Below are 21,421 nucleotides of genomic sequence, written 5' to 3' on the forward strand. Positions count from 1 at the left end.
GCAAAGGCCACGGGCGGTCGGCTTGTGGCCTATCGCGGGTTCCGGAGCGGCCGCAAGAATTCTTCTGATATGGTGGCTAATTTTCCTTTTCGCTTGGCGGATTGGTCCCGGCGAGATTTCGGCGCATGCGCAGCAGATATTCGGCCCGATTGAACGGATCGGCGCCCGAACGCCGCCGCGACCGCTGTGGACCAGTCACTGGAGCATAGTGATCAAAGGAAGATTCCATGGTCCCTAGGCCGCTTGTCAGCCCTGGCACTTGTTGTTGGATGCTCTGGATCATCACGGACGCTATGGTGCCTTCCAGTCGGACAACATCGTTGGCCACCGTGGAATCCTTTGTTGATGCGCCGGATTTCGCAAGCAAGGTGAGCAAGCCGTTCAACGTCGCCGCGGGAGCTTCGATGTAAAAACGGTCGACCGGCTCACATACGACGGTTTGTGCGGCCGACAGAGCAGTTGCCAGCACCAGAGGTGTCAACTGCCGAAAATCAGCGGCAGTGCTCGTCGGCGAACTCTGCCGGGCCGCGGTCATAGCCACATGGCAATCAATAACCTGCCAGCCGCAGATGCCCTGTTTAAGCGTTTCAAATACGGTTTCCTCGACCGCCCGATAAAAGCTTGCGGGCATCTGACCTACGTCCACTTCCAGCGCGAAGCTGTTGCTCGCCCCTGCCGGCCGCGGTTCGACACGCAGCCCGACTGTCGCGATAAATGGATTTGGGTCCTTGAATATGATTTCGAGGCCAGTGCCAGTTCCAACGAGCCTCTCCACGCAGATGACCGTGCTTTCCTCAAAGGTCGCCTCGAGACCGAAGTCCGTCAGTAGGGTTGATTGGATGACTTCCTTTTGCACCTCGCCATAAAGTGACACGAAGACTTCGTTTACCTCCTCGTTCCTGCGCAGGTTGATCAAGGGGTCCTGTTCGGCCAGCTGGTTCAGTGCCAGCCAGAGCGCAGCATGATCGGAGGGCCGCCGGGCTAGGACGCGGGTTTCGAGGGTGGGCGGAGCAAAATTAGCATGAGCAACTGAAAGTAGGTCGGTTCCCACCGCGTCGCCGATCCGCGCGCCGCCGAGCCCGCTTATGCGGGCGATCTGCCCGGCGCGGACACTGGCAACGCTATGAATCCGGCCGGCCCCGAAAACATGGATTCCGGTCACCCTTGCCGGGCCTTTGGGCAAACGCAGATATTGCCGGAGCTGGATCGTGCCGGATGCCAGGCAGATATAAGACAGCTTTTCGCCGCCCCATCCACGCTCGATCTTGAAGATTTTTCCGACAACCGGACCGTCCGGGTCGAGGCGGCGATGGGGGAGCATCGTCGCAATGGCCGATGTCACGGCAGCCACGCCAACGCCGGTCGTCGCCGCTCCTGCGAATGCCGGATGCACCAGGCCTCTAGCGACCTGATCAGCCAAGGAGCGCTGAAACCTTTCGGTGGTCAGGCGATCAGGGGCCTGGACATAGTCGCCCAGCAGCGCGTCGTCATTTTCCGCCAGTGCTTCGCATAGGGCCGTGAAAAGCGGTTCACGTCCCAGGTCGAATGCCTCCACCCGAGCAAGCTTGCTGCCGGCATCGATGACGGACGACATGGCAATGGGCCGAACCGGCAATTGGGTGGCAATGGCCCCCAGCACGTCATCATAGCGCGCGCCGAGACGATCAACCTTGTTGATGAAGAACAGGAATGGAACGGCAAGACGTCGCAGCGCCCGCACCAGCACACGCGTCTGTGCTTGTACGCCTTCAACCGCCGAAACAACGACCACGGCGGCGTCCAGCAATCCAAGTACCCGCTCGACCTCGGCGATGAAGTCAGGGTGACCGGGCGTGTCGATCAGATTAACGACCGTATCGCCGATGGTAAAAGACACCACCGCGGCCCTGATCGTGATGCCACGTTGCCGTTCGAGTTCGAGACTATCCGTTTGCGTGCTGCCGGTATCGACACTGCCGAGCTTGTCGATGACGCCGGCGTCAAAAAGCAGTCGTTCGGTAAGGCTAGTCTTGCCTGCGTCTACATGGGCCAGGATGCCCAGATTCAAAGTGCGCATGAACCCTCAGCTTCTCAGAATTTCGAATGTGATTTTCGTGAGAAGTGAATCGGCGCATTGGAACCTCTACATGCTGATAGCTATGGCCTGATGCGGAACCCTCTGCGGTTTTACAGAGGCGCGGGCCAAACTCTAAAGGCGTATCCGAAGGTATGTCAACAAGGCCATAGTGCTGCGTTGATGGTGAACGCTATCCGTCATCAGGGAATATCACGCCGTCAAGGCGGCGTGATATTGGGGACTATGGAGCGGGAGCCCCTGGCTTCGGCTCTCAGATCGCGCTGGCCTTTGCGACGCCGTCAAGCTGCGTCAGTGCATCATCCGGCAAGTTGATCTCGGGTGCTTTCAGGTTCTCCCGCAGATGGGCGACGGACGAGGTGCCTGGGATGAGCAGGATGTTGGGTGCGCGGCGAAGCAACCAGGCGAGCGCGACCTGCATGGGGGTGGCGCCGAGGCGTTCGGCAACGTCGGAGAGGGTCGACGACTGCAACGGGCTGAACCCGCCGAGCGGGAAGAACGGCACATAGGCAGTGCCCTCGCGGGCAAGCGCGTCGATTAGGGCGTCATCATCGCGGTGCGCCAGATTGTAGAAGTTCTGCACGCAAACGATATCGCAGATCTTGCGGCCGTCGGCGATCTGCGTCGGCGTGACGTTGCTAAGCCCTATATGGCGCACCAGGCCCTTTTGCTGGAGCTCGGCAAGCACCGTCAGGGGCGCTTCCAGCGACCCTTCGACCGGACCATGCACATCCAGCATGCTGCGAAGATTGACGACCTCAAGCACGTCGAGGCCGAGATTGCGCAGGTTGTCATGCACGGCCTGCGTCAATTCCTCGCGCGACATCGCCGGGATCCATGACCCGTCCGTTCCTCGGCGGGCGCTGATCTTGGTGACGATGACAAGATCGTCAGGATAGGGGTGGAGCGCCTCGCGGATGATTTCATTGGTGACGTGCGGGCCGTAGAAGTCGCTGGTGTCGATATGGTTCACGCCGCTTGCAACAGCCTCCCTGAGGACGGCTACCGCCGCGTCGCGATCCCGAGGCGGTCCGAACACGCCGGGCCCGGCAAGCTGCATGGCTCCATAACCGAGCCGCTTCACGGTGCGATCGCCAAGGGTGAATGTTCCGGAGTGGTCGATGCTTGACATGGGATATCTCCTTTTTAGCTTCCCTTCAGAAATAGGCGTTGTTGGCTTGCGTGATAATCCGGTACAATCCGCACAGGCTGTGCGGAGTGACGAACAGTGAAGATCGATCTGCTGGACATGAGCGCATTCGTTGCCGTGGCGCGTGCCAAGGGCTTTCGCGAGGGCGCGCGCCTGAGCGGCAAAAGCCCCTCGGGCTTGAGCGAGGCGGTTCGCCGCCTTGAGGCCGAGCTTGGCGTACGTTTGCTCAATCGGACGACACGCAGCGTCGTGCCGACCGAGGCGGGAGAGCGATTGCTGGAAAGGCTCGGCCCCGCGCTGTCGGAGGTGGAGGCGGCGTTCGATGTGGTGAACGGTTTCCGTGACAAACCGGCGGGAACCTTGCGGTTGAACGTGCCGATCAGTGCTGCGCGGCTTGTGCTGCCTGACATCGTCCCGCGCTTTCTCGCCGCCTATCCCGATATCCAACTGGAGATCCTTGCGGAGGACAGCTTCGTCGATGTGCTCGCAGTGGGCTGCGATGCCGGCATCCGATATGACGAGAGGTTGGAGCAGGACATGATCGCCATACCGATCGGGCCGCGCACCCAGCGCTTCGCGACCGCCGCTTCGCGCTCATACCTCGACCGCCATGGCAGGCCGGAGCATCCGAGCGAGCTGATCGATCACGCCTGTCTTCGTGGTCGCTTTTCCAGCGGCCTGATGCCGCCCTGGGAATTCGAGCGCGATGGCGAAATCGTGCGGATCACGCCCGCAGGCCCGCTTGTCGTCAGCATCGGCGGCGCGACCGATCTTGTCGTGGACGCCGCGATCGGCGGCACCGGCATCGTGTATATTTTCGAGGAATGGTTGCGCCCGTATCTCGATAGCGGCGCGCTCGAGCCCGTGCTCGAACCATGGTGGCAGTCCTTTTCCGGGCCGTTTCTCTATTACCCCGGGCGGCGCCTTGTGCCCGCTCCGCTCAGGGCATTCATCGATTTCATAACCGTATCGGCCAAGCCGCCGAACATTCTCGCTCCGGAAAGGGGAAATCATGGTCCGCGAAAATGAGATCCGCGAAAACGAGGTGGCGATCGAACCGCCGGCCGCGAACGATGCCGGGCTTGTCTTCATCGGCCGCATCTCGACGCCATGGACGTCACGCATGGAAACACCGCGCCAGGGGCGGCATGACGGGCCGCTTTGCCGCATCGAGATATTCGAACCCTGGGTGCCGGCGCTGAAGGGCGTGGAGGCTTTCGAGCGGCTGGAAATTCTCTATTGGCTGGATCGCTCGCGCCGCGATCTCGTGCTGCAAAGCCCCGCCAGCAGCGGCAAGGTGCACGGTACGTTTTCGCTGCGCTCGCCGGTGCGGCCAAACCCGATCGGCACCTCCATCGTCAAGCTGGAAGCAGTGGAGGGAGCTGCCCTGCTCGTGCGCGGCCTCGATTGCCTCGACGGCACGCCGCTTCTGGACCTGAAGCCGGACCGGAGCCTGTTCAAGCCGATCGCGCCGCCGCAGCCTGGCGATTTCCAGACCGGCGACGAGGGAACGGCGCATTATTGCCAAAAGCGTGAAACTTAATCGACAGCGACCATGACGTCAGCCGGTTGCGTGCACTCCGACTGAGCCACAAGAAACCTTATTCCCCGCGCGGAAAGCGCTGGTTCTCCTCCAGCACATTGAGGTCCATATGGTTGCGCATGTAGCGTTCGGAGGCCTTTTGCAGCGGCTGGTAGTCCCAGGGATAATAGGCGCCGTTGCGCAGTGCCGCATAGACCACCCATCGCCGCGCCTGGCTTTCGCGCACGGCGGCGTCGAAGGCGGCGAGGTTCCAGCGCCGCATCGCCTGCGCGGTCAGCCGCGCCAGGATGTCCGCATGTGCAGGATCGTCGGCGAGATTGGTCAGTTCCTTCGGATCGGCTTCGAGATTGAAGAGCAAAGGCGGGTCCTTGTCGCAGAGCACCAGCTTGTAATGGCCATCACGCAGGCCGACGAGCGGCGCTTCGGAGCCTTCTGCCGCATATTCCATCGGAACCGGTCCACGGCTTCCCGTGCCAAGGGCGAGGGGAGCCAGGTCCTCACCATCGGTCCATTGGCGGAGCGAGGCGATATCGATGCCGGCAAGGCCAGCCAGCGTCGGCGTCACGTCGAGCGTCGAGACCGGTTGGTCGATGCGTCTTGCTTTCCATCCGGGGGCGGCAATCATCAGCGGCACGCGGGCCGAACCCTCGAAGAAATTCATCTTGAACCATAGCCCGCGTTCTCCAAGCATATCGCCATGGTCGGAGACGAAGAGCACGATGGTGTTGTCGGCCATGCGGCCGCGCTCCAGCGTATCGAGGATTTCGCCGATCTTCTCGTCGACATAGGAGATATTGGCGAAGTAGCCGCGCCGCGCCCGGCGGACTTGTTCGGGCGTGATGTCGAAGGCGGCGTGATCGCTCGCTTTCATCAAGCGTTGCGAATGCTGGTCCTGCTGGTCGAAGGGGATTTCGCCGATCTCGGGGTCGAGCGCCGGGCAGTCCTCGTAGAGATCCCAGAAGCGACGACGTGCGACATAGGGGTCGTGTGGATGGGTGAAGCTGACGGTCAGACACCAGGGCCGCTCGTCATGGCCGCGCGACAGGTCGAGCAGCTTGCGGGTGGCATGATAGGCGACCTCGTCGTCATATTCCATCTGGTTGGTGATCTCGGCGACGCCGGCGCCGGTGACCGAGCCGAGATTGTGATACCACCAGTCGATGCGTTCGCCGGGCTTGGTATAGTCCGGCGTCCAGCCGAAATCGGCCGGATAGATATCCGTGGTCAGTCGCTCCTCGAAGCCGTGCATCTGGTCCGGCCCGACGAAATGCATCTTGCCGGAAAGCGCCGTCTGATAGCCGGCAGCGCGCAGATGATGGGCGAAGGTCGGGATATCGGAGGCGAATTCGGCGGCATTGTCATAGACGCGGGTACGGCTCGGCAATTGCCCGGACATGAAGGAGGCTCGCGCCGGTGCGCAGAGCGGGCTTGCCGTATAGCTGTTGGCAAAGCGCACGGAGCGTTCCGCCAGCGCTCTCAGCACGGGTGCATGGAGAAAATCGGCCGGGCCGTCGGGAAACAGGGTTCCATTGAACTGATCGACCATCAGGATCAGGATATTCGGACGCGTCATGTTGGAATTCCTCGGGCGGGATTGGAGGCCGAAAGAGGTCTTGGCGATTCTCTCTTACTATTTGCTGATTTTATTGAACATCAGTAGCATCGCGCCTGTAAAGCTTGCTTTTTTCGATGGATGCCAAAAGGAATTTTTATGGCTGATCGGCCAGTGGATCTTGGATGGCTACGGATTTTCGTCGAGGTGGCACGTTCAGGCAGCCTGTCGTCCGCGGCGGCGAGCCTTGGATTGAGCCAGCCGGCTGTCAGCTATCAGATCCGGCGGATCGAGGAGCAGATAGGCGTCACCCTGTTTTATCGTCAGCATCGCGGTGTCGAACTGTCGCCGGAAGGTCGGCGCCTGTTGGAGATCGCCGAAAAGGCGGTCGGCGGCGTCGATTCCTTGGTGCGCAGTTTTCGCGCCGAAGCGGAACGCCCCATGGTGCGGCTCCGAACCGACTATGCCTTCTCAGCATTGTGGTTGATTCCGCGCATGCATCGGTTTCGTTTGGCCTATCCGGAGTTGGATATCCAGATCGTCGCGACGCAACGACAGGAGCGCGGTCCGTCGGGTGGCGGCGATGTCGCCGTCGTCTTCGGCACGCGTCAGGAGTTTGGCCCCGAAGCGGTGCTGCTATTGCCCGAGAAGGTGGCGCCGATCTGTGCGCAGGGCTTCGTCGACAAATACGGTCCCTTCATTGACCCGAGCAGTCTAGCGCGGGCAACGCTCATACATCTGGACACAGAGACACCGTCGCCCTGGTTCGACTGGAAGAGCTATTTCGCCGAGCTCGGCATCAGCCGCGACACTTACGCCGGCCGTGGCGATCTGCGGTTCAACACCTATTCGCTGGCGGTGCAGGCGGCGATCGGCGAGCAGGGGTTGGCGCTCGGCTGGATGGGGCTGGTGGATCAGTTGCTGGCCGGGCGCATGCTGGTAACCGCCGGTCCGATGCTGGAGGCACCGGATCGCGGTTACTGGCTTCTGCCGCCGAAGTCGCCGGGCATGCATGCCGCCCGGCTGACGGAGTGGCTGCTCACGGAACCAGCCGCAAAGTCACCTGATTGACCGGCGGCTTCGCCTCTTCCGTCAAGTCCTTCAGAAAATCATTGCACCAGCGTGCGACATCATATTCCAGCAAATGATCCATCATGCCCCGCCAACGCTGCTGCCGTTCTTCCAGCGACATGGTGAGCCCGCGCGCCATGGCATTGGCGGTTGCCTCGATGTCGTAGGGATTGACGAGCAACGCGCCTTTCAGCTCACGCGCGGCGCCGGCGAAACGCGATAGCACCAGCACGCCGGGATCATCCGGGTCCTGTGCTGCCACATATTCCTTGGCGACGAGGTTCATGCCGTCACGCAGCGGCGTCACCAGGCCGATCCTGCCCAACCGATAAAGGCCGGCCAGCACCGGGCGGCTGATCGAGCGGTTGATATAGCGGATCGGCACCCAGTCGACCGTGCCGATCGCGCCGTTGACGCGACCCGCCTGCTCCGCGACCGCCTGTTGCATCGCCTCGTATTCCGGCACCTCGGAGCGCGATTTCGGGGTAACCTGCAGATAGGTCACGCGGTTCTGATAGGCCGGATTATCGCCGATGAAGCGCTCGAAAGCCTCGATGCGTTGAGTGATCCCCTTGGAGTAATCGAGCCGGTCGACGCCGATGATCAGGTCGCGGCCCTCGATGCTCTGCCGGGCCTTGCGCACCATGCTGTGGCTTGCCGCCTTGCGGGCGAATTCCGCGAAGGCGGCGGTCTCGATGCCGATCGAATAGGCCCCGCCGCGAAACGCCCGGCCATGGGCGCTGTAGAGGCCGGGGCCGATCTCGTCGCCGATTTCCTCTCGCTTGAGGCAGCTGGCAAAGTTTTCGAGGTCGTGGTCGGTCTGGAATCCGAGAAGATCATAGGCAGAGAGACTGCGCATGATCTCCTGATGCACCGGCATGATGGCGAGCACGTCGGCCGGCGGCCATGGAATGTGCAGGAAGAAGCCGATGCGGTTCTTCAGGCCCATCTGTCTGAGCTCGGCGGCCAGCGGAATGAGATGATAATCATGCACCCAGATGACGTCGTCCGGCTGGACCAACGGCGCGAGGCGATGGGCAAAGAAGCGGTTGACGCGAAAATACCCGTCCATCTCCTTGCGGCCATATTCGGCAAGATCCAGCCGGTAATGACAGATCGGCCAGAGCACGCGGTTGGCGAAGCCCTGGTAATATTCCTCGACATCGGTCTGGGTGAGGTCGGTCAGGGCATAGGTGATATTGCCGTGGTCCGTCATCACCAGCGGCTCCGGCTCCTTGTCGCCACTGGAATTGCCGGACCAGCCCATCCAGATGCCGCCATGCTCTTCAAGTGCCGCCCGCAGGGCCACGGCCAGGCCCCCGGCGGCGTTGCCTTTTTTGTCGGGAACGGAGACGCGGTTGGAAATCACAATGAGACGGCTCACGGGCGGTCCTTTCAAGTCTAATACGGCAGGGTGGCAGCGAAGCTGCCTATGCCGCGAGGGACGCGAGTATCTCTCTCAAACGCGCGGGCGAGGAAATGGATGCACGCGCAACGGTCTTGCCGTTTGGCGGGCCGATGCGCACGGACTGGCCGCCAAGGCGGTTGGCGGCGGCAAACATGGTTTCGTCGGTAACATCGTCGCCGATCGTAAGCGGTTTTCGCCCGATAAAGGGCTGCTCGTCGAGAAAGGCTTCGACGGCATGTCCCTTGCTGGCGCGCGCCGGGCAGATCTCGACCACCGATTTGCCGTGCTGCAGAGTCCAGTCCGGGCCGGCCTCTTGCAGATAGCGCTGCATCGCCTCGGCAATCTCGGCCTCACGCTCTGGAGCCTGTCGATAATGAACCGCGACCGCGGCTCCCTTGTCTTCGACGAGCGCACCGGGCCAAGCTTCGGCCTCTGTCGCAATCGCAGCCTTCATCTCCTGAAAGGCATGCGGGATCAACGCACGCCGCATTCGTTCCGCCGCATCGCGCCGTTCAGCGCCGTGGAGGCCCGCGACCGGAAAATGGAAAGGAGCAAACAGGGGATCGACAAAGGCCACCGAACGGCCGGTCACCAGCGCCAGAGCGCCGCCGAGCTTACGGGACAGCGCGTGAAGGGCGAAGGGCAGGGACGGAGGAACGACAATCGCCTCCGGTGTTTCGGCGAGATCGAGCAACGTGCCGTCGATGTCGAGAAACAGCGCCCATTGGTCAGGATACAATGAGAGTGCGGTAAGCGCCGGTTCTTTCGTCGGCGCCGGTTCGGCTTCGCCCTGTTCGGGCTGTTCCTGGTAAGTCATACAGGGTTAGCTAAGGCGCTCTTCCCGTTCGGCAAGTAAAAAAACGACCAAACAGCGAAGTTAACGCCTGAAGCTACAGTCGGGAGCGGCGCAAAATCGGCAATTTCTAGACACAAAAAAGGGTCGCGCGAAGCGACCCTTCCATGAGTTTTGGCCCGTAACTGGCCTGAAGCGTAGACCGCTTCCGGAAGGCTCTGATCAGAGCGAGGGCTGCCTCGCTACACTCACAACCATTTCCATGCCTGATACGAGGACCGAAATCTCACTAGACATTGGATCACCTTCCTTTCGTTACGTTGATAATAAGCTTAACGTAGCTCAAATTTCACCGGATGCAAGAGTGCTGGGTGGAAGAAGTATTTCACTCTTCGTTTCGCATTGAAACGCGGTGACCCATTTGGTTTCGATGTGAACCGGGTGCTTCTCCCGGAGAGCGCCGTTCACAAAAGAAAAATGCTGCGACGCAAAAATGTGATCGGACGGTGCGTTAAATATCTGTCATCTTGATGATCGAAGCCTCCGGAAATTAACAGTTTATTACCCATTGCGCTGAACAATCGTCCTTAGATTTGACATTCTCCCGCGAGACAGGAAGCCAGCGGGAAATTGGAGCAAAAGACATATGTGTCGCTGGGCAGCCTATCGTGGAGACCCCCTCTATCTGGAGGAGCTTGTGTCTTCACCTGCCCACTCCCTGATCGAACAATCTCATTGCGCCACACGCGCCAAGACGGCGACCAACGGCGATGGTTTCGGTATCGCCTGGTATGGCGACAGGCCGGAGCCGGGCCGCTATCGCGACATCCTGCCGGCCTGGTCCGACTGCAATCTCAAGAGCTTGGCGCGGCAGATCCGCTCGCCGCTCTTTCTCGCCCATGTCCGCGCCGCGACCGGCGGCGGCACGCGGCGCGACAATTGCCACCCTTTCGTGCATGAAAACTGGGCCTTCCAGCACAACGGCCAGATTTCCAACTTCGATCGGTTGCGCCGGCCGATGGAAGCCATGCTCGACGATCCCCTGTTTCAGGCGCGTAGCGGTACGACGGATTCGGAACTGATGTTCCTGCTGGCATTACAGTTCGGCCTTGTGACCAACCCAGTTACGGCGATCTCTGAAATGATCAGCTTCATCGAAGGCCTGTCAGTCCACACGATCGGTTCGGCGCTGGTGCGCTTCACGGCTGCCTTTTCCGATGGGAAGTCGCTGCATGCGGTGCGCTATGCCACCGACCGCAAGGCGCCGACGCTCTATGCCTCACCTGTCGGGTCAGGCTATTGCCTGGTGTCCGAGCCGTTGAACGACGATGTCGATGCCTGGACGGAAATTCCGGATGGAAGCGCCGTTTTGATTGACGACATAGGCGTACACGTCACGCCCTTCCAGCCGGAAAAGAGCGCCTCGGCCGCGCCCAGGACGGCCACCGCTATCCCTGCCTGAACTGCTCGGCGATCAATGCCGCCAGTCGTGCCGCCACCTCGTCCTTGTCGAGATCAGGCCATTGCTCCACGCCGTCATGGCGGATGAGTTTTACGCGGTTACGCGTGCCGCCCATGATGCCGGTAGAAGGCGAGACATCGTTGGCGACGATGATGTCGGCGCCCTTACGTTCCAGTTTAGCCTTGGCGTTGCTCTCCACATCCTGCGTTTCCGCGGCAAAGCCGATGACGAGCTTCGGCCGCTGCGTGTGATGTCCCACGGTCTTCAGGATGTCGGGATTTTCGGTGAGCGCCAACGTCGGGATGGATTCGCCCGGATGCTTCTTGATTTTCTGGTCGGAGGCGGAAGCGACTTTCCAGTCGGCAACGGCGGCGACCATCACGGCGATATCGGCCGGAAGGGCTGAGAGCACGGCATCGCGCATCTCGTCCGCCCGCTCGACATGGACGACGTGCATGCCCGTTGGATCGGGAATCGTGACAGGGCCGGAAACGAGGGTGACATCGGCGCCAAGGGCCGCCAGCGCCGAGGCGATGGCATGGCCCTGCCGGCCCGACGAGCGGTTGGCGATATAGCGCACCGGGTCGATCGGCTCATGCGTTGGACCGGAGGTGACCACGGCTTTGCGGCCGGCAAGTGGCCTTGCACCATTATCCAGCCGCATCTCGACGGCCGCGACGATCTCCAGCGGCTCGGCCATGCGGCCAGCGCCGGCCTCCTTGCTTTCCGCCATCTCGCCGACCATCGGGCCGACAAAGCGGATGCCGTCGCCCCGCAATATCTCGACATTGCGCTTCGTTGCCGCATGCACCCACATTTTCGGGTTCATCGCGGGCGCCACAAGCACGGGCCGGTCGGTGGCGAGCAATATGGTCGAGGCAAGATCGTCCGCCAGCCCATTCGCCATCTTCGCCAGCAGATCGGCGGTCGCCGGCGCGATCAACACCAGGTCGCAGTCGCGTGCCAGCCTGATATGGCCGACATCCTGCTCGTCCTGCCGTGAGAATAGGTCGGTGAAGACATGGTCGGCCGCCAGCGCGCCGACGGCAAGCGGCGTGACGAATTGCTGGGCGCCTTCGGTCATGACCGGACGGACAGCAGCGCCGCGCTCGCGCAGCCGCCGGATGAGGTCGAGGCTCTTATAGGCCGCGATACCACCGGAAATGATCAGAAGAATGCGTTTTCCCGCGAGAACCATGACCCGAACCCGTCGCTTGTTTTTATGGCTGTGAGCCTAAGCCTTTGGCGCACAATAGGCAATCGCCGGCGCGACGATCCGCTTGCTTGGGCAGGGATCGTCGCGCCACAAAAGCGGTCAGGTCCGGGTGATCGACACGCCGCCATCGACCAGCGAGGCCGTGCCGGTGACAAAGCTCGCATCATCGGAGGCGAGGTAGAGGACCGAGTGGGCAATTTCTTCGGGGCGGGAGACTCGCTTCAGCGCATGCAGATTGGTCACGAAAGCCTGCTTGTCGGGTGTGTCGTTCATCTCGCGATACATGTCCGTGTCGACCGCGCCCGGCAGTATGGCATTGACACGCACATTCTGCGGGCCGAATTCGGCAGCGAGTGTCTGTGTCAGTCCGATCAGGCCGGATTTGCTGGCGGCGTAGGCAGCAACGCCTGGGAAGCCTACGGTGTGGCCGACGAAGGTCGAGGTGAAGACGACCGAGCCACCACCGTGCTTGATCATTTCACCGATCTGATGCTTGGCGGCCAGGAACGATGCGGTGAGGTTGATCGCCAGTGCTTCGGCAAAGCCTGCCTCTGAAACCTCGGTGCTGGGGCCGGCTTCACCGAGCGTGCCGGCATTGTTGAAGGCGATGTCGAGCCTGCCGTAGCGCTCGACCGCAAGCGCGACCAGCGCCTTGTGATAATCTTCCGAGCGGACATCGCCGGCCAATGCGGCTGCGTCACCGCCGGCGGCCTTGATATCCGCGACAAGGCTTTCCAGTTCGGCTCCACGGCGAGCGCCGACGATAACTTTGGCGCCTTCAGCGGCGAAGAGCTTTGCGGTGGCGCGGCCGATGCCGGAGCTGGCGCCGGTGACGATTGCGACTTTTCCATTCAAGCGGCTCATTGTCTTATCTCCTATGGGTGAGGACGTGTTCGTTGTTTCGTCCGATGCACGGAAGATGGTCTTTTTCGATCGTTCGGATTAGTCTTCAAATCATGGAACTCGAATTCGGGATTGCCGAACGATGCTCAAGATTGAAGGACTTACCGCTTTTGTAGCGATTGCCGAAGCGGGATCGATCAGCGAGGCCGCGCGCCGCCTGCGCCTGTCGAAATCCGTGGTCAGCGAGCGGCTGGCGGAGATGGAGAAGACGCTGGGTGCGACGCTGCTGCATCGCACGACGCGTAAGCTGACGCTGACGGAGGACGGCCTCGTATTTCTAGAGCGGGCGACGCGGATCGTGCGTGAGGTACGCGAGGCCGCGGCCGACCTCGCCGAACGGCGTGGCACGCTGGCCGGACCGCTGCGGATCGCTGCGCCCGTCACCTTCGGCCGCATGCATCTCGGCCCGGCGCTCTATCCCTTCCTGGCCGCCCATCCCGAGATCGAACTGACGCTTGATCTCGATGACCGCCGGGTGGATGCTGCTTCCGATGGATACGACGCGATCATCCGTCATGGGCTGATTGCCGATTCCCGTCTCGTCGCCTGGCCGCTAGCCCGCAGCCGCCGGCTTCTCGTCGCTTCGCCTGGCTATCTGAGGCAATACGGCATGCCTGCCTCGCCATCCGATCTCGAGAACCACAGGGGAATCTTCTATACCAATCGCGGTGTCGCCGATTGGCGTTTCCAGGGGCTGGAGGGTGCCGTCGTCGTCAGGGGGAAGCTGGCGCTCGGCATCAACAATGGCGATGTCTCCCGCGATGCGGCGATCGCGGGGCTGGGCATCGCGCTACTGCCGGCCTTCATCGCCGGTCCGTCCGTCAACGAGGGGCTGCTTGTCGAAATCGATGTCGGCTACCGGCCGGAACCCGAATTCGTCTTCATGGCGCATCCGGAGGGTCGCAATCCCTCCGCAAAGCTGCGCGCCATCGCCGATCACCTGAAAAAGGCATTCGGCGATCCACCCTATTGGGACCTTGTTGGATAGTCAGGCGATTAGGCTCATCAGATTGGCCGCGACCGGCGAGCGTTGCGCCTTCAGCACCGCGAGCCCGAGTCGTGCCACCAGCGGCGGTCCATCGATCGGGCGGTAGGTCACGCCATCGAGCTTGATCTGGGCGATCGATGCGGGAACGATGGAGACGCCGAGATTGGCGGCAACGAGATTGACGACCGAGGGGATCTGCGGCGCTTCCTGCGTCACCAAGAGCTCGAAGCCGGCGTCGCGGCAGGCGGCGGCGATATCGTCATAGAGGCTCAGCCCCACCATGCGCGGGAAGAGGATGAAGGGCTCGTGCGCAAGCGCTGCGATCGGCACGCGGTCCTTCGCGGCGAGGGGGTGATGGGCGGGCAGGGCGATCAGCATCGGCTCGTCGTCGAAGCGCTTGAGGCGGACATTGCGCGGATCTTCCAGGCCGGGACGGATGAAGGCGGCGTCGATCTCGCCGCGCATCAGCCGCTCTGTCAGCGCATTGGTGTTCATCTCCGTCAGCGACAGGCGCACCTGCGGCCAGCGGTTACGGAATTCGCGGATGGTCGAGGTGACGATCGTGTTGAAGGCGGAGGACGCGGTAAAGCCGAGCGACAGCCGGCCGATCTCACCGCGATTGGCGCGCTGGGCGGCAAGCTTTGCCTTCTCCGCCGCATCCACGGCCAGCTTGGCCTCGACGCGAAAAGCCTCGCCCGCCGCCGTCAGCTCCGCCCCATGCGGGACACGATGAAACAGCGCCGCGCCCACTTCGTTTTCGAGGTCGCGGATCTGCTGGCTGAGCGGCGGCTGGCCGATGCCAAGCTTGGCGGCGGCGCGAGTGAAGTTACCTTCCTCCGCCAGCGCCAGAAAATAGCGGATATGACGCAGCTCCATCGTTATCTCCAAAACATATTGAAATCGTCTGTTCCATATATTGGACTAATGATGTCGGCTTGGCTAGATTTGGGGGTAAGAAAGGTTGTGTGCCCTCATGTCTCGCGCCGTCCAGACGGAAGATCTTGTCATCTCCGAAGTTCCCTCCCGCCCCGAATTGAAACTTGTCGATACCGAGCCGCATTCCGAGGCCCGGCAATTCCTGACGCGCGGTACGCCCGCATTCAGGCGTGCGACCATCGCTCTGTTTCTCTCCGGTTTCGCGACATTCTCGCTGCTCTATTGCGTGCAGCCGCTGATGCCGATCTTCGCCGAGGATTTCGGCGTGACGCCGGCGGCAAGCTCGCTGTCGCTGTCGCTCTCGACCGGTTTTCTCGCCTTTGCGATCTTCTGCGCCGCCGCCGTGTCCGAAAGCCTCGGCCGCCGCAGCCTGATGTTCATTTCGCTGCTGGGCGCGGCTCTTTGCACCATTGCCTGCGCCGTTGCGCCAAACTGGCAGACATTGCTGGTGTTCCGTGCGCTGGAAGGATTCCTCCTCGGCGGCGTGCCTGCGGTCGCCATGACCTATCTCGCCGAAGAGATCGATCCGCGCGGCCTTGGCGGCGCCATGGGCCTCTATATCGCCGGCAACGCCTTCGGTGGCATGGCCGGCCGCGTGGTCACGGGTACGATCGCCGAACTCTTCACCTGGCGTCCGGCGCTTGCCGCCGTCGGCGTGCTCGGGCTGATCGCCGCCACCGGCTTCCTGTTCCTGCTGCCGCCGTCACGCAATTTCACCCAGCGCAAGGGCTTCGACGCCGCCTTCCATATCCGGGCCTGGGCCGGCCATTTCCGCAATCCGGCGCTGCCACTGCTCTTTGCCATCGGCTTCCTGGTTATGGGCTCCTTCGTCACGGTCTATAACTATGCCGGTTTCCGGCTGGTTGCCGATCCCTATGATCTCAACCAGACTGAACTTGGTCTGATCTTCACCGCCTATCTCTTCGGGATCGTCGCCTCCTGGGCGGCGGGTGTCCTGGGCGATCGCATCGGCCATTTCGTCGTGCTGCCCGCCGGCGTGCTGGTGACTGCGCTTGGCGCTGCCGTCACGCTCGCCACGCCGCTGCCGCTGGTCATTCTCGGCATCATCCTCGTGACCATCGGCTTCTTCGTCACCCATTCCGTTGCCAGCGCCCTGGTCGGTCGGCTGGCAAGTGGGGCCAAGGGCCACGCCTCGTCGCTCTATCTGCTGGCTTACTATTTGGGCTCCAGCATAGCCGGCTCGGTCGGCGGCTATTTCTGGCTTGCCGATGGCTGGTCGGCTGTGGTTGCCTTCATCCTCGCCATGCTGGCCGCCTGCCTCGTCAGCGCCTTTGCGGTGGCAAGACTGGCTCGCCGGTAGAGAACAGGGTTTAGAGGTTCACCATGATCCGCATCGATCATCTCGATCATCTGGTGCTGACGGTCGCCAGCATCGAGGAAAGCTGCACCTTCTACACTCGCGTCCTCGGCATGGGCGTGGAAACTTTTGGCGAGGGCCGCAAGGCGCTGACCTTCGGCAATCAGAAGATCAATCTGCATCGGGCAGGACATGAATTCGAGCCGAAGGCCAAGCGCCCGACGCCGGGGTCCGCCGATCTCTGCTTCATCAGCGAGACGCCGCTGGATGACGTGATTGCCCACCTGACAGCAGAGAGTGTCGGCATCGAAGAAGGCCCGGTCCATCGCACCGGCGCAACTGGCCCGATCCTCTCGGTCTATTTCCGCGATCCGGACGATAATCTGATCGAGGTTTCCAATTCCCTCGCTGCAAGCGACGGGCTCTAGGCCGTCTCCCAGTCTTCGAAGCGCAAATTTTTGACGCGCTGAAATTCCCGCACATTATGCGTTATCAGGATCAGATCGCGGGCCACCGCCTGACCCGCTATGAGTACGTCATAGGCGCCGATCGGTGTGCCGAGGATGGCAAGCACCGCCCGAATCTCCCCGGCCTTGCGCGCATCCTCCCTGTCGAAATCCAGTGTCTCGAATTGCAGGGCATCGACACGCGCAAGATTGTCGGCAACGCGTTGACCTTTATAGGCGCCGTAAAACAACTCGTGCGCAACGATCGCCGGAATGGCGAAATCCTGGGGTTTGTGTTTGCGGATCTCGGCTACGAAGCCGGAATGGCCCTTCATCACAGCGATGACGGCGTTGCTGTCGAGCAGATATTTCACTTGAAGATATCCAGCTCGGGGCGCTCTTGCTCGACCGGCTGTTCAGTCGCCGCCTCGGCAAAATCCTGATCGACGGGACCTGTGACCGCTTCCAGCCAGTCCCAATCCTCGACGATCGGCTCCAGAATGATCGCCTGTCCCTGCCGCCGAATGCGCACCGCATCCGTATCGAATCGGAATTCCTTCGGCAAACGCACGGCCTGCGAGCGGCCGGACCAGAAGATTTTTGCAGTGTCCATGCCATAGCTCCTTTTGAGATATAGCATTGATATATAGCAATTGGGCGATCATTTCAATATGACGTTTCTATCGCCCCGACTTCACCGCCAGCCAGATGACATGCCGCGCGCCGCTCTTGCCGTTGGCGCGGGTGTTGATCTCTTCGGCGGTAAAGCCGGTGTCGCGCAGCCGCCGGGTGAAATCCCGGTCGGGGCCGGATGACCAGACAGCAAGGATGCCGCCGGGGCGCAGCGCGTCGTGGGCGGCCTTCAGGCCCTTGAAGTCGTAGAGGCCGTCATTGGCCTCGTGGGTAATGCCATCGGGGCCGTTGTCAACATCGAGCAGAATAGCGTCGTAGGCTGCCTTGCTGGCACGGATGAGCGGACGGACATCGCCCTCGTGGATGGCGACGCGGGGATCGTCGAGGCAATTGTCGAAGACTGCGGCCATCGGCCCGCGTGCCCAGGCGACGACAGCCGGAACCAGCTCCGCAACGGTGACCTTGGCATCCCCGCCCAATTCACCAAGGGCGGCACGCAGGGTAAAGCCCATGCCGAGGCCGCCGATCAGGATATGCGGTGCGGCTCGGCCTTGGATTTTTTCGCAGGAAAGCGTGGCAAGCGCCCGCTCCGAGCCACTGAGACGACTGTTCATCAGCTCGTTGGAGCCGAGCATGATCGAAAACTCCTGGCCGCGCTGCTTCAGGCGCAGCTCACCGCCGCCATTGGGAATTTTCGCGGTATCAAGCAGGGTCCAGGGGATCACGGGCAACTCTCAGAGAGGGGAGGATTTGCCCGCGATCATAGACTGTCGGTGCCAGGAAAGACAGTCGCCCTCATCCGAGACGGATATAGGGCACATCTTTCTTCGCGACTTCATCCAGCGCCTCCTCATAGCCGGCATCGGCATAGCGCATGACGCCGAGCGCCGTGTCGTTGGTGAGCGCATGGTCGAGCCGCTCGTCGGCCTCGAGGGTGCCGTCGGCAACGACGGTGACGCCGCAGCTGGTCATATAGCCGGCATAGCCGCCGCCGCCGGAATGGACGACGACCAGATCGGCCATCGACGAGCACAGCATCATGGCGTCGATCAGCGGCCAGTCGGCGATGGCGTCGGAGCCATCCTTCATCCGCTCGGTCATGATGTTCGGATGCGCCATGGCGCCGGCGTCGAGATGGTCACGCGAGAAGGCGACCGGTCCCTTGAGTTCGCCGCTTGCCACCAGCTCGTTGACCCGGCGCGCGAGGTCCGTGCGTTCGCCGTGCCCGAGCCAGGCGATGCGCGCCGGCAGGCCCTCGAAGGGCACATGCTCGCGGGCAAGCCTGATCCAGTTGGTGATGATCTTGTTGTCCGGGAACATTTCGAGCAGCAGATCGTCGATGCGGGCGATATCGCTTTCCTCGCCCGACAGCGCCATCCAGCGGAAGGGGCCGATGGCACGGGCGAACAGAGGCCTGAGATAGGCTTCGGTGAAGATCGGGATATCGAAGGCATTGGCGACGCCGCCTTCCTTCGCCTGGGTGCGGATCAGATTGCCATTGTCGAAGACTTCAGAGCCTTGTCTCTGGAAATCCAGCATGGCTTTGACATGCTCGACGATCGAGGCGCGGCTCGCGGTCATCAACTGGCCCTGGCCGTCATCGCGCAGGTCCTTGACCTGGGCAAGGCTCATGCCCTTCGGCACATAGCCGTAGACCAGATCATGCGCCGAGGTCTGGTCGGTGACGATATCGGGCACGATGCCGCGCCGGGCGATTTCCGGATAGATCTCCGCCGCATTGCCGACGAGGCCGACCGAGAGCGCCCGCTTTTCCTTCACAGCCGCGTCGATCATCGCCAGCGCCGCATCGAGGTTTGGCGCGATTTCCTGGAGATAGCCGATCTCCTGACGCTTTTTCGCTCGCTCCGCATCGATATCGACGCAGAGGATAGCGGCCCCCGCCATGCGGCCCGCCAGCGGCTGTGCGCCGCCCATGCCGCCGAGACCGGCGGTCAGCACGAAACGGCCAAGGAGGTCGCCGCCGAAGCGGCGCTCGGCGATGCGCATGAAAATCTCATAGGTGCCCTGGATGACGCCCTGGCTGCCGATATATTGCCAGGCGCCGGCCGTCAGCCCGCCCCAGCAGATCAGGCCCTTGCGCTGCAGCTCGTAAAAGACTTCCGCCTTTGCCCATTGCCCGACGATGTTGCAATTGGCCATGATCACCAGCGGCGCCTTCGCATGGGTGCGAACGAGGCCGATCGGCTTGCCGGACTGGATCAGCAGCGTCTGATCCTCTTCCATCTCGGTCAACGCCTTGACGATGCCTTTGTGTGCCGCCCAGTTGCGCGCCGCCTTGCCGAGCGCTGCATAGACAATGAGATTGTCCGGGTCCTCGCCGACGGAGAGCACGTTTTCCAGCAGCCGCAGCAGCGCTTCCTGCCGCCAGCCCTTGGCGCGCAGCACCGGGCCGCCCGGAATGGGGAATTTCGGATGACGTGGATTGGCTTTCGGCATGGAATTCCCTTCCCTGATTATTGTTATTTCGGCGGCAGGCCTTCGACGAAGTCCAGCGCGGCAAGTAGCAGCCGTTTGCGCAGCATGTCGTTGCCGTAGGCTTCCGGTCCGGCGCGCACCCAGCCCTGCATCTTCCGTGGGCCTAACAGCATGGGCTTGATATCAGGCAGCTCCAGCGCCCAGGCGTCGTTGCCCTTGCCGAGGCGCACCAGCATTCCGTCTTCGCGCGCGCCGCAGAGCAGATGGCCGTTGAGCAGAAAGGCCCAGCCGCCGAACATCGCCTTTTCGCTGAGCCCGGGCCTTTGCCCAAGATCCTCTCTCAACAACTCCTCAAGACCTGCATCGCGGGCCATCTGCGCCTCCTGATGTCAGCTCTTCTTGCCGGCGAGCGCGTATTTGGCGATCTCGATGCCCATGGCCTTTTCGACCGAGGGATAGACCGAGGGATCGAGGACGCTGGCCGAGAGTGGGATGATGTCCATCGGCACATGCAGGATGAAGACATGCATGCCCTCATGCAGCTGTCCGACACTCAGGGGTTCGCCCTCCGGCGACAGCGTGGTGATGACCGAGGGGAATGTCGCCAGGCGCCTACCGTCGCTGTCTTCGACAGCCATGTATTCGTTCATCACATGCATGGTGACGGCTTTCTCTCCGGTGCCGACCGTGATGGTGCCGATATCGAAGGCTTCCTTGGTGTAGACGACATCCTTCTTGGCGATAATGCCCTCGGCAAGGATATGCCCGTCGGTCGTCTTGCAGATTGCGTCGATGACGGCGCTGCCGCCCTTCTTTTCGGCGTCGATGATCGCTTCGCCAAGCGCTAGCGCCATGGAAATGCCGCCGAGCGCCGCATGCGTGCGGATATAGGAGGCGCGCAACGGATTGCGGCAGGAGGCGATGAAGCCGCCGGACTGGTCGGAGGCGGCGCGCAGGATCGGCGAGATCTTCGCCGTCGCTCCCTTCACCACCAGCTCGATATAGCGGTTTTCGGCGCGGTTGCCGCCGACGGCGGTCTGGATCATCTGTTCGGGCGAACCGGCCATGCCGATCGAGCCCATGTCGCCGGTCGGATGCGCGCGGATGTCGCCGACTGCGTCCACGACCTTGGTGCCGAGAATGGCCGAGGGCAGCCAGCCGTTCAACGTCGAGGACTTGCCATTCTGACCGATGATCAGGCCGGAAAGCTTTTCGCCAAGTTCGTCCTGCAGCAGCTGCACGGCCTTCACATAGTCGATGCCCTGCATTTCCCAGGGGGTCGTGGAGGCCGGTGCCCCGATGGCCGCTGCCGTCGCGATCCAGTCATTGTCATCGAGCTCGTCGATCGACACCAGCTCCGGCTTGCCAACATTGACGGCGGCGTAGCCGAGCATGCGGCCATGATCGGCCCAGCCGCCGCCGCCGGCCGCATAAACCGAGCCGCCCTTGACGGCTGCTTCCACATCCTTGGCTACGAGTATGCGTCCCATCT

General features: G+C 62.1%; 21 protein-coding genes. 7 read left to right on the plus strand and 14 right to left on the minus strand.

Annotated features, from left to right (window positions below):
* Positions 1-76: 76 nt before the first annotated feature.
* Positions 77-2,056, minus strand: a complete 1,980-nt coding sequence (locus tag EX00_RS18790) for an elongation factor G (RefSeq protein WP_047461124.1) — start codon at positions 2,054-2,056, stop codon at positions 77-79.
* Between the two features lie 271 nt (positions 2,057-2,327).
* The gene (locus EX00_RS18795; RefSeq protein ID WP_047461127.1) at positions 2,328-3,206 is read right to left on the minus strand and encodes an aldo/keto reductase family oxidoreductase; all 879 of its coding nucleotides are present in this window, start codon (positions 3,204-3,206) and stop codon (positions 2,328-2,330) included.
* A 96-nt stretch (positions 3,207-3,302) separates the two neighbouring features.
* On the opposite strand from EX00_RS18795, the gene EX00_RS18800 reads away from it, so the two are divergent.
* Together EX00_RS18800 and tsaA are read left to right on the plus strand one after the other, a co-directional pair.
* Entirely contained in the window at positions 3,303-4,253 is a 951-nt protein-coding gene (locus tag EX00_RS18800; protein WP_047461130.1) for a LysR family transcriptional regulator, read from the plus strand.
* Positions 4,237-4,767, plus strand: coding sequence for a tRNA (N6-threonylcarbamoyladenosine(37)-N6)-methyltransferase TrmO (tsaA, locus tag EX00_RS18805; protein WP_047461133.1), 531 nt, complete (start codon positions 4,237-4,239; stop codon positions 4,765-4,767). The genes EX00_RS18800 and tsaA overlap by 17 nt, the downstream gene beginning before the upstream one ends.
* Before the next feature lie 58 nt (positions 4,768-4,825).
* Here the strand turns inward: tsaA and betC are convergent, their stop codons facing one another.
* Positions 4,826-6,340, minus strand: a complete 1,515-nt coding sequence (gene betC / locus EX00_RS18810) for a choline-sulfatase (RefSeq protein ID WP_047461136.1) — start codon at positions 6,338-6,340, stop codon at positions 4,826-4,828.
* Between the two features lie 138 nt (positions 6,341-6,478).
* Here betC and EX00_RS18815 point away from each other — a divergent pair, with 138 nt between their 5' ends.
* On the plus strand, positions 6,479-7,390 hold the full coding sequence (locus tag EX00_RS18815) for a choline sulfate utilization transcriptional regulator (protein ID WP_047461138.1): 912 nt from the start codon (positions 6,479-6,481) through the stop codon (positions 7,388-7,390).
* Here EX00_RS18815 and otsA read toward each other — a convergent pair.
* Entirely contained in the window at positions 7,359-8,774 is a 1,416-nt protein-coding gene (gene otsA, locus EX00_RS18820) for an alpha,alpha-trehalose-phosphate synthase (UDP-forming) (protein WP_047461139.1), read from the minus strand. The two genes, EX00_RS18815 and otsA, sit on opposite strands and share 32 nt — an antisense overlap.
* Before the next feature lie 46 nt (positions 8,775-8,820).
* A complete protein-coding gene (gene otsB, locus EX00_RS18825) occupies positions 8,821-9,615 on the minus strand; it encodes a trehalose-phosphatase (protein WP_047461142.1) in 795 nt (264 codons plus the stop codon).
* A 622-nt stretch (positions 9,616-10,237) separates the two neighbouring features.
* Here otsB and EX00_RS18830 point away from each other — a divergent pair.
* On the plus strand, positions 10,238-11,053 hold the full coding sequence (locus EX00_RS18830; protein WP_047461145.1) for a class II glutamine amidotransferase: 816 nt from the start codon (positions 10,238-10,240) through the stop codon (positions 11,051-11,053).
* Here the strand turns inward: EX00_RS18830 and coaBC are convergent.
* Entirely contained in the window at positions 11,040-12,251 is a 1,212-nt protein-coding gene (coaBC, locus tag EX00_RS18835) for a bifunctional phosphopantothenoylcysteine decarboxylase/phosphopantothenate--cysteine ligase CoaBC (protein WP_047461148.1), read from the minus strand. The genes EX00_RS18830 and coaBC overlap by 14 nt on opposite strands.
* Before the next feature lie 117 nt (positions 12,252-12,368).
* Complete coding sequence (locus EX00_RS18840; protein ID WP_047461151.1) at positions 12,369-13,133, minus strand: SDR family oxidoreductase; 765 nt, start codon at positions 13,131-13,133, stop codon at positions 12,369-12,371.
* Positions 13,134-13,254: 121 nt separating this feature from the next.
* On the opposite strand from EX00_RS18840, the gene EX00_RS18845 reads away from it, so the two are divergent.
* Positions 13,255-14,160 carry a LysR family transcriptional regulator gene (locus tag EX00_RS18845; protein ID WP_047461153.1) on the plus strand — a complete coding sequence of 302 codons (906 nt, stop codon included), beginning with the start codon at positions 13,255-13,257 and terminating at the stop codon, positions 14,158-14,160.
* On the opposite strand, the gene EX00_RS18850 is transcribed toward EX00_RS18845, so the two are convergent.
* Entirely contained in the window at positions 14,161-15,036 is an 876-nt protein-coding gene (locus EX00_RS18850) for a LysR family transcriptional regulator (protein ID WP_047461155.1), read from the minus strand.
* A gap of 97 nt (positions 15,037-15,133) precedes the next feature.
* Between EX00_RS18850 and EX00_RS18855 the strand changes: the two genes are divergently transcribed.
* A complete protein-coding gene (locus EX00_RS18855; protein WP_047461158.1) occupies positions 15,134-16,417 on the plus strand; it encodes an MFS transporter in 1,284 nt (427 codons plus the stop codon).
* 23 nt (positions 16,418-16,440) lie between these two features.
* On the plus strand, positions 16,441-16,842 hold the full coding sequence (locus EX00_RS18860) for a VOC family protein (protein WP_047461160.1): 402 nt from the start codon (positions 16,441-16,443) through the stop codon (positions 16,840-16,842).
* On the opposite strand, the gene EX00_RS18865 is transcribed toward EX00_RS18860, so the two are convergent.
* The 6 genes from EX00_RS18865 to EX00_RS18890 all read right to left on the minus strand — a co-directional run bounded on the left by EX00_RS18865 (position 16,839) and on the right by EX00_RS18890 (position 21,419).
* Complete coding sequence (locus tag EX00_RS18865) at positions 16,839-17,234, minus strand: type II toxin-antitoxin system VapC family toxin (protein ID WP_047461162.1); 396 nt, start codon at positions 17,232-17,234, stop codon at positions 16,839-16,841. The genes EX00_RS18860 and EX00_RS18865 overlap by 4 nt on opposite strands.
* On the minus strand, positions 17,231-17,473 hold the full coding sequence (locus tag EX00_RS18870; protein ID WP_047461165.1) for an AbrB/MazE/SpoVT family DNA-binding domain-containing protein: 243 nt from the start codon (positions 17,471-17,473) through the stop codon (positions 17,231-17,233). The genes EX00_RS18865 and EX00_RS18870 overlap by 4 nt, the downstream gene beginning before the upstream one ends.
* Positions 17,474-17,540: 67 nt before the next feature.
* Complete coding sequence (locus EX00_RS18875) at positions 17,541-18,218, minus strand: spermidine synthase (protein ID WP_047461168.1); 678 nt, start codon at positions 18,216-18,218, stop codon at positions 17,541-17,543.
* 70 nt (positions 18,219-18,288) lie between these two features.
* Positions 18,289-19,950, minus strand: a complete 1,662-nt coding sequence (locus tag EX00_RS18880) for a urocanate hydratase (RefSeq protein ID WP_047461171.1) — start codon at positions 19,948-19,950, stop codon at positions 18,289-18,291.
* Between the two features lie 23 nt (positions 19,951-19,973).
* Complete coding sequence (locus EX00_RS18885; RefSeq protein WP_047461174.1) at positions 19,974-20,303, minus strand: TfoX/Sxy family protein; 330 nt, start codon at positions 20,301-20,303, stop codon at positions 19,974-19,976.
* A gap of 15 nt (positions 20,304-20,318) precedes the next feature.
* On the minus strand, positions 20,319-21,419 hold the full coding sequence (locus tag EX00_RS18890; protein WP_047461177.1) for a DUF917 domain-containing protein: 1,101 nt from the start codon (positions 21,417-21,419) through the stop codon (positions 20,319-20,321).
* Positions 21,420-21,421 lie beyond the last annotated feature (2 nt).

The sequence above is a fragment of the Martinezella rhizogenes genome (assembly GCF_000799715.1).
GTDB classification, from domain to species: Bacteria; Pseudomonadota; Alphaproteobacteria; order Rhizobiales; family Rhizobiaceae; genus Rhizobium; species Rhizobium rhizogenes_C.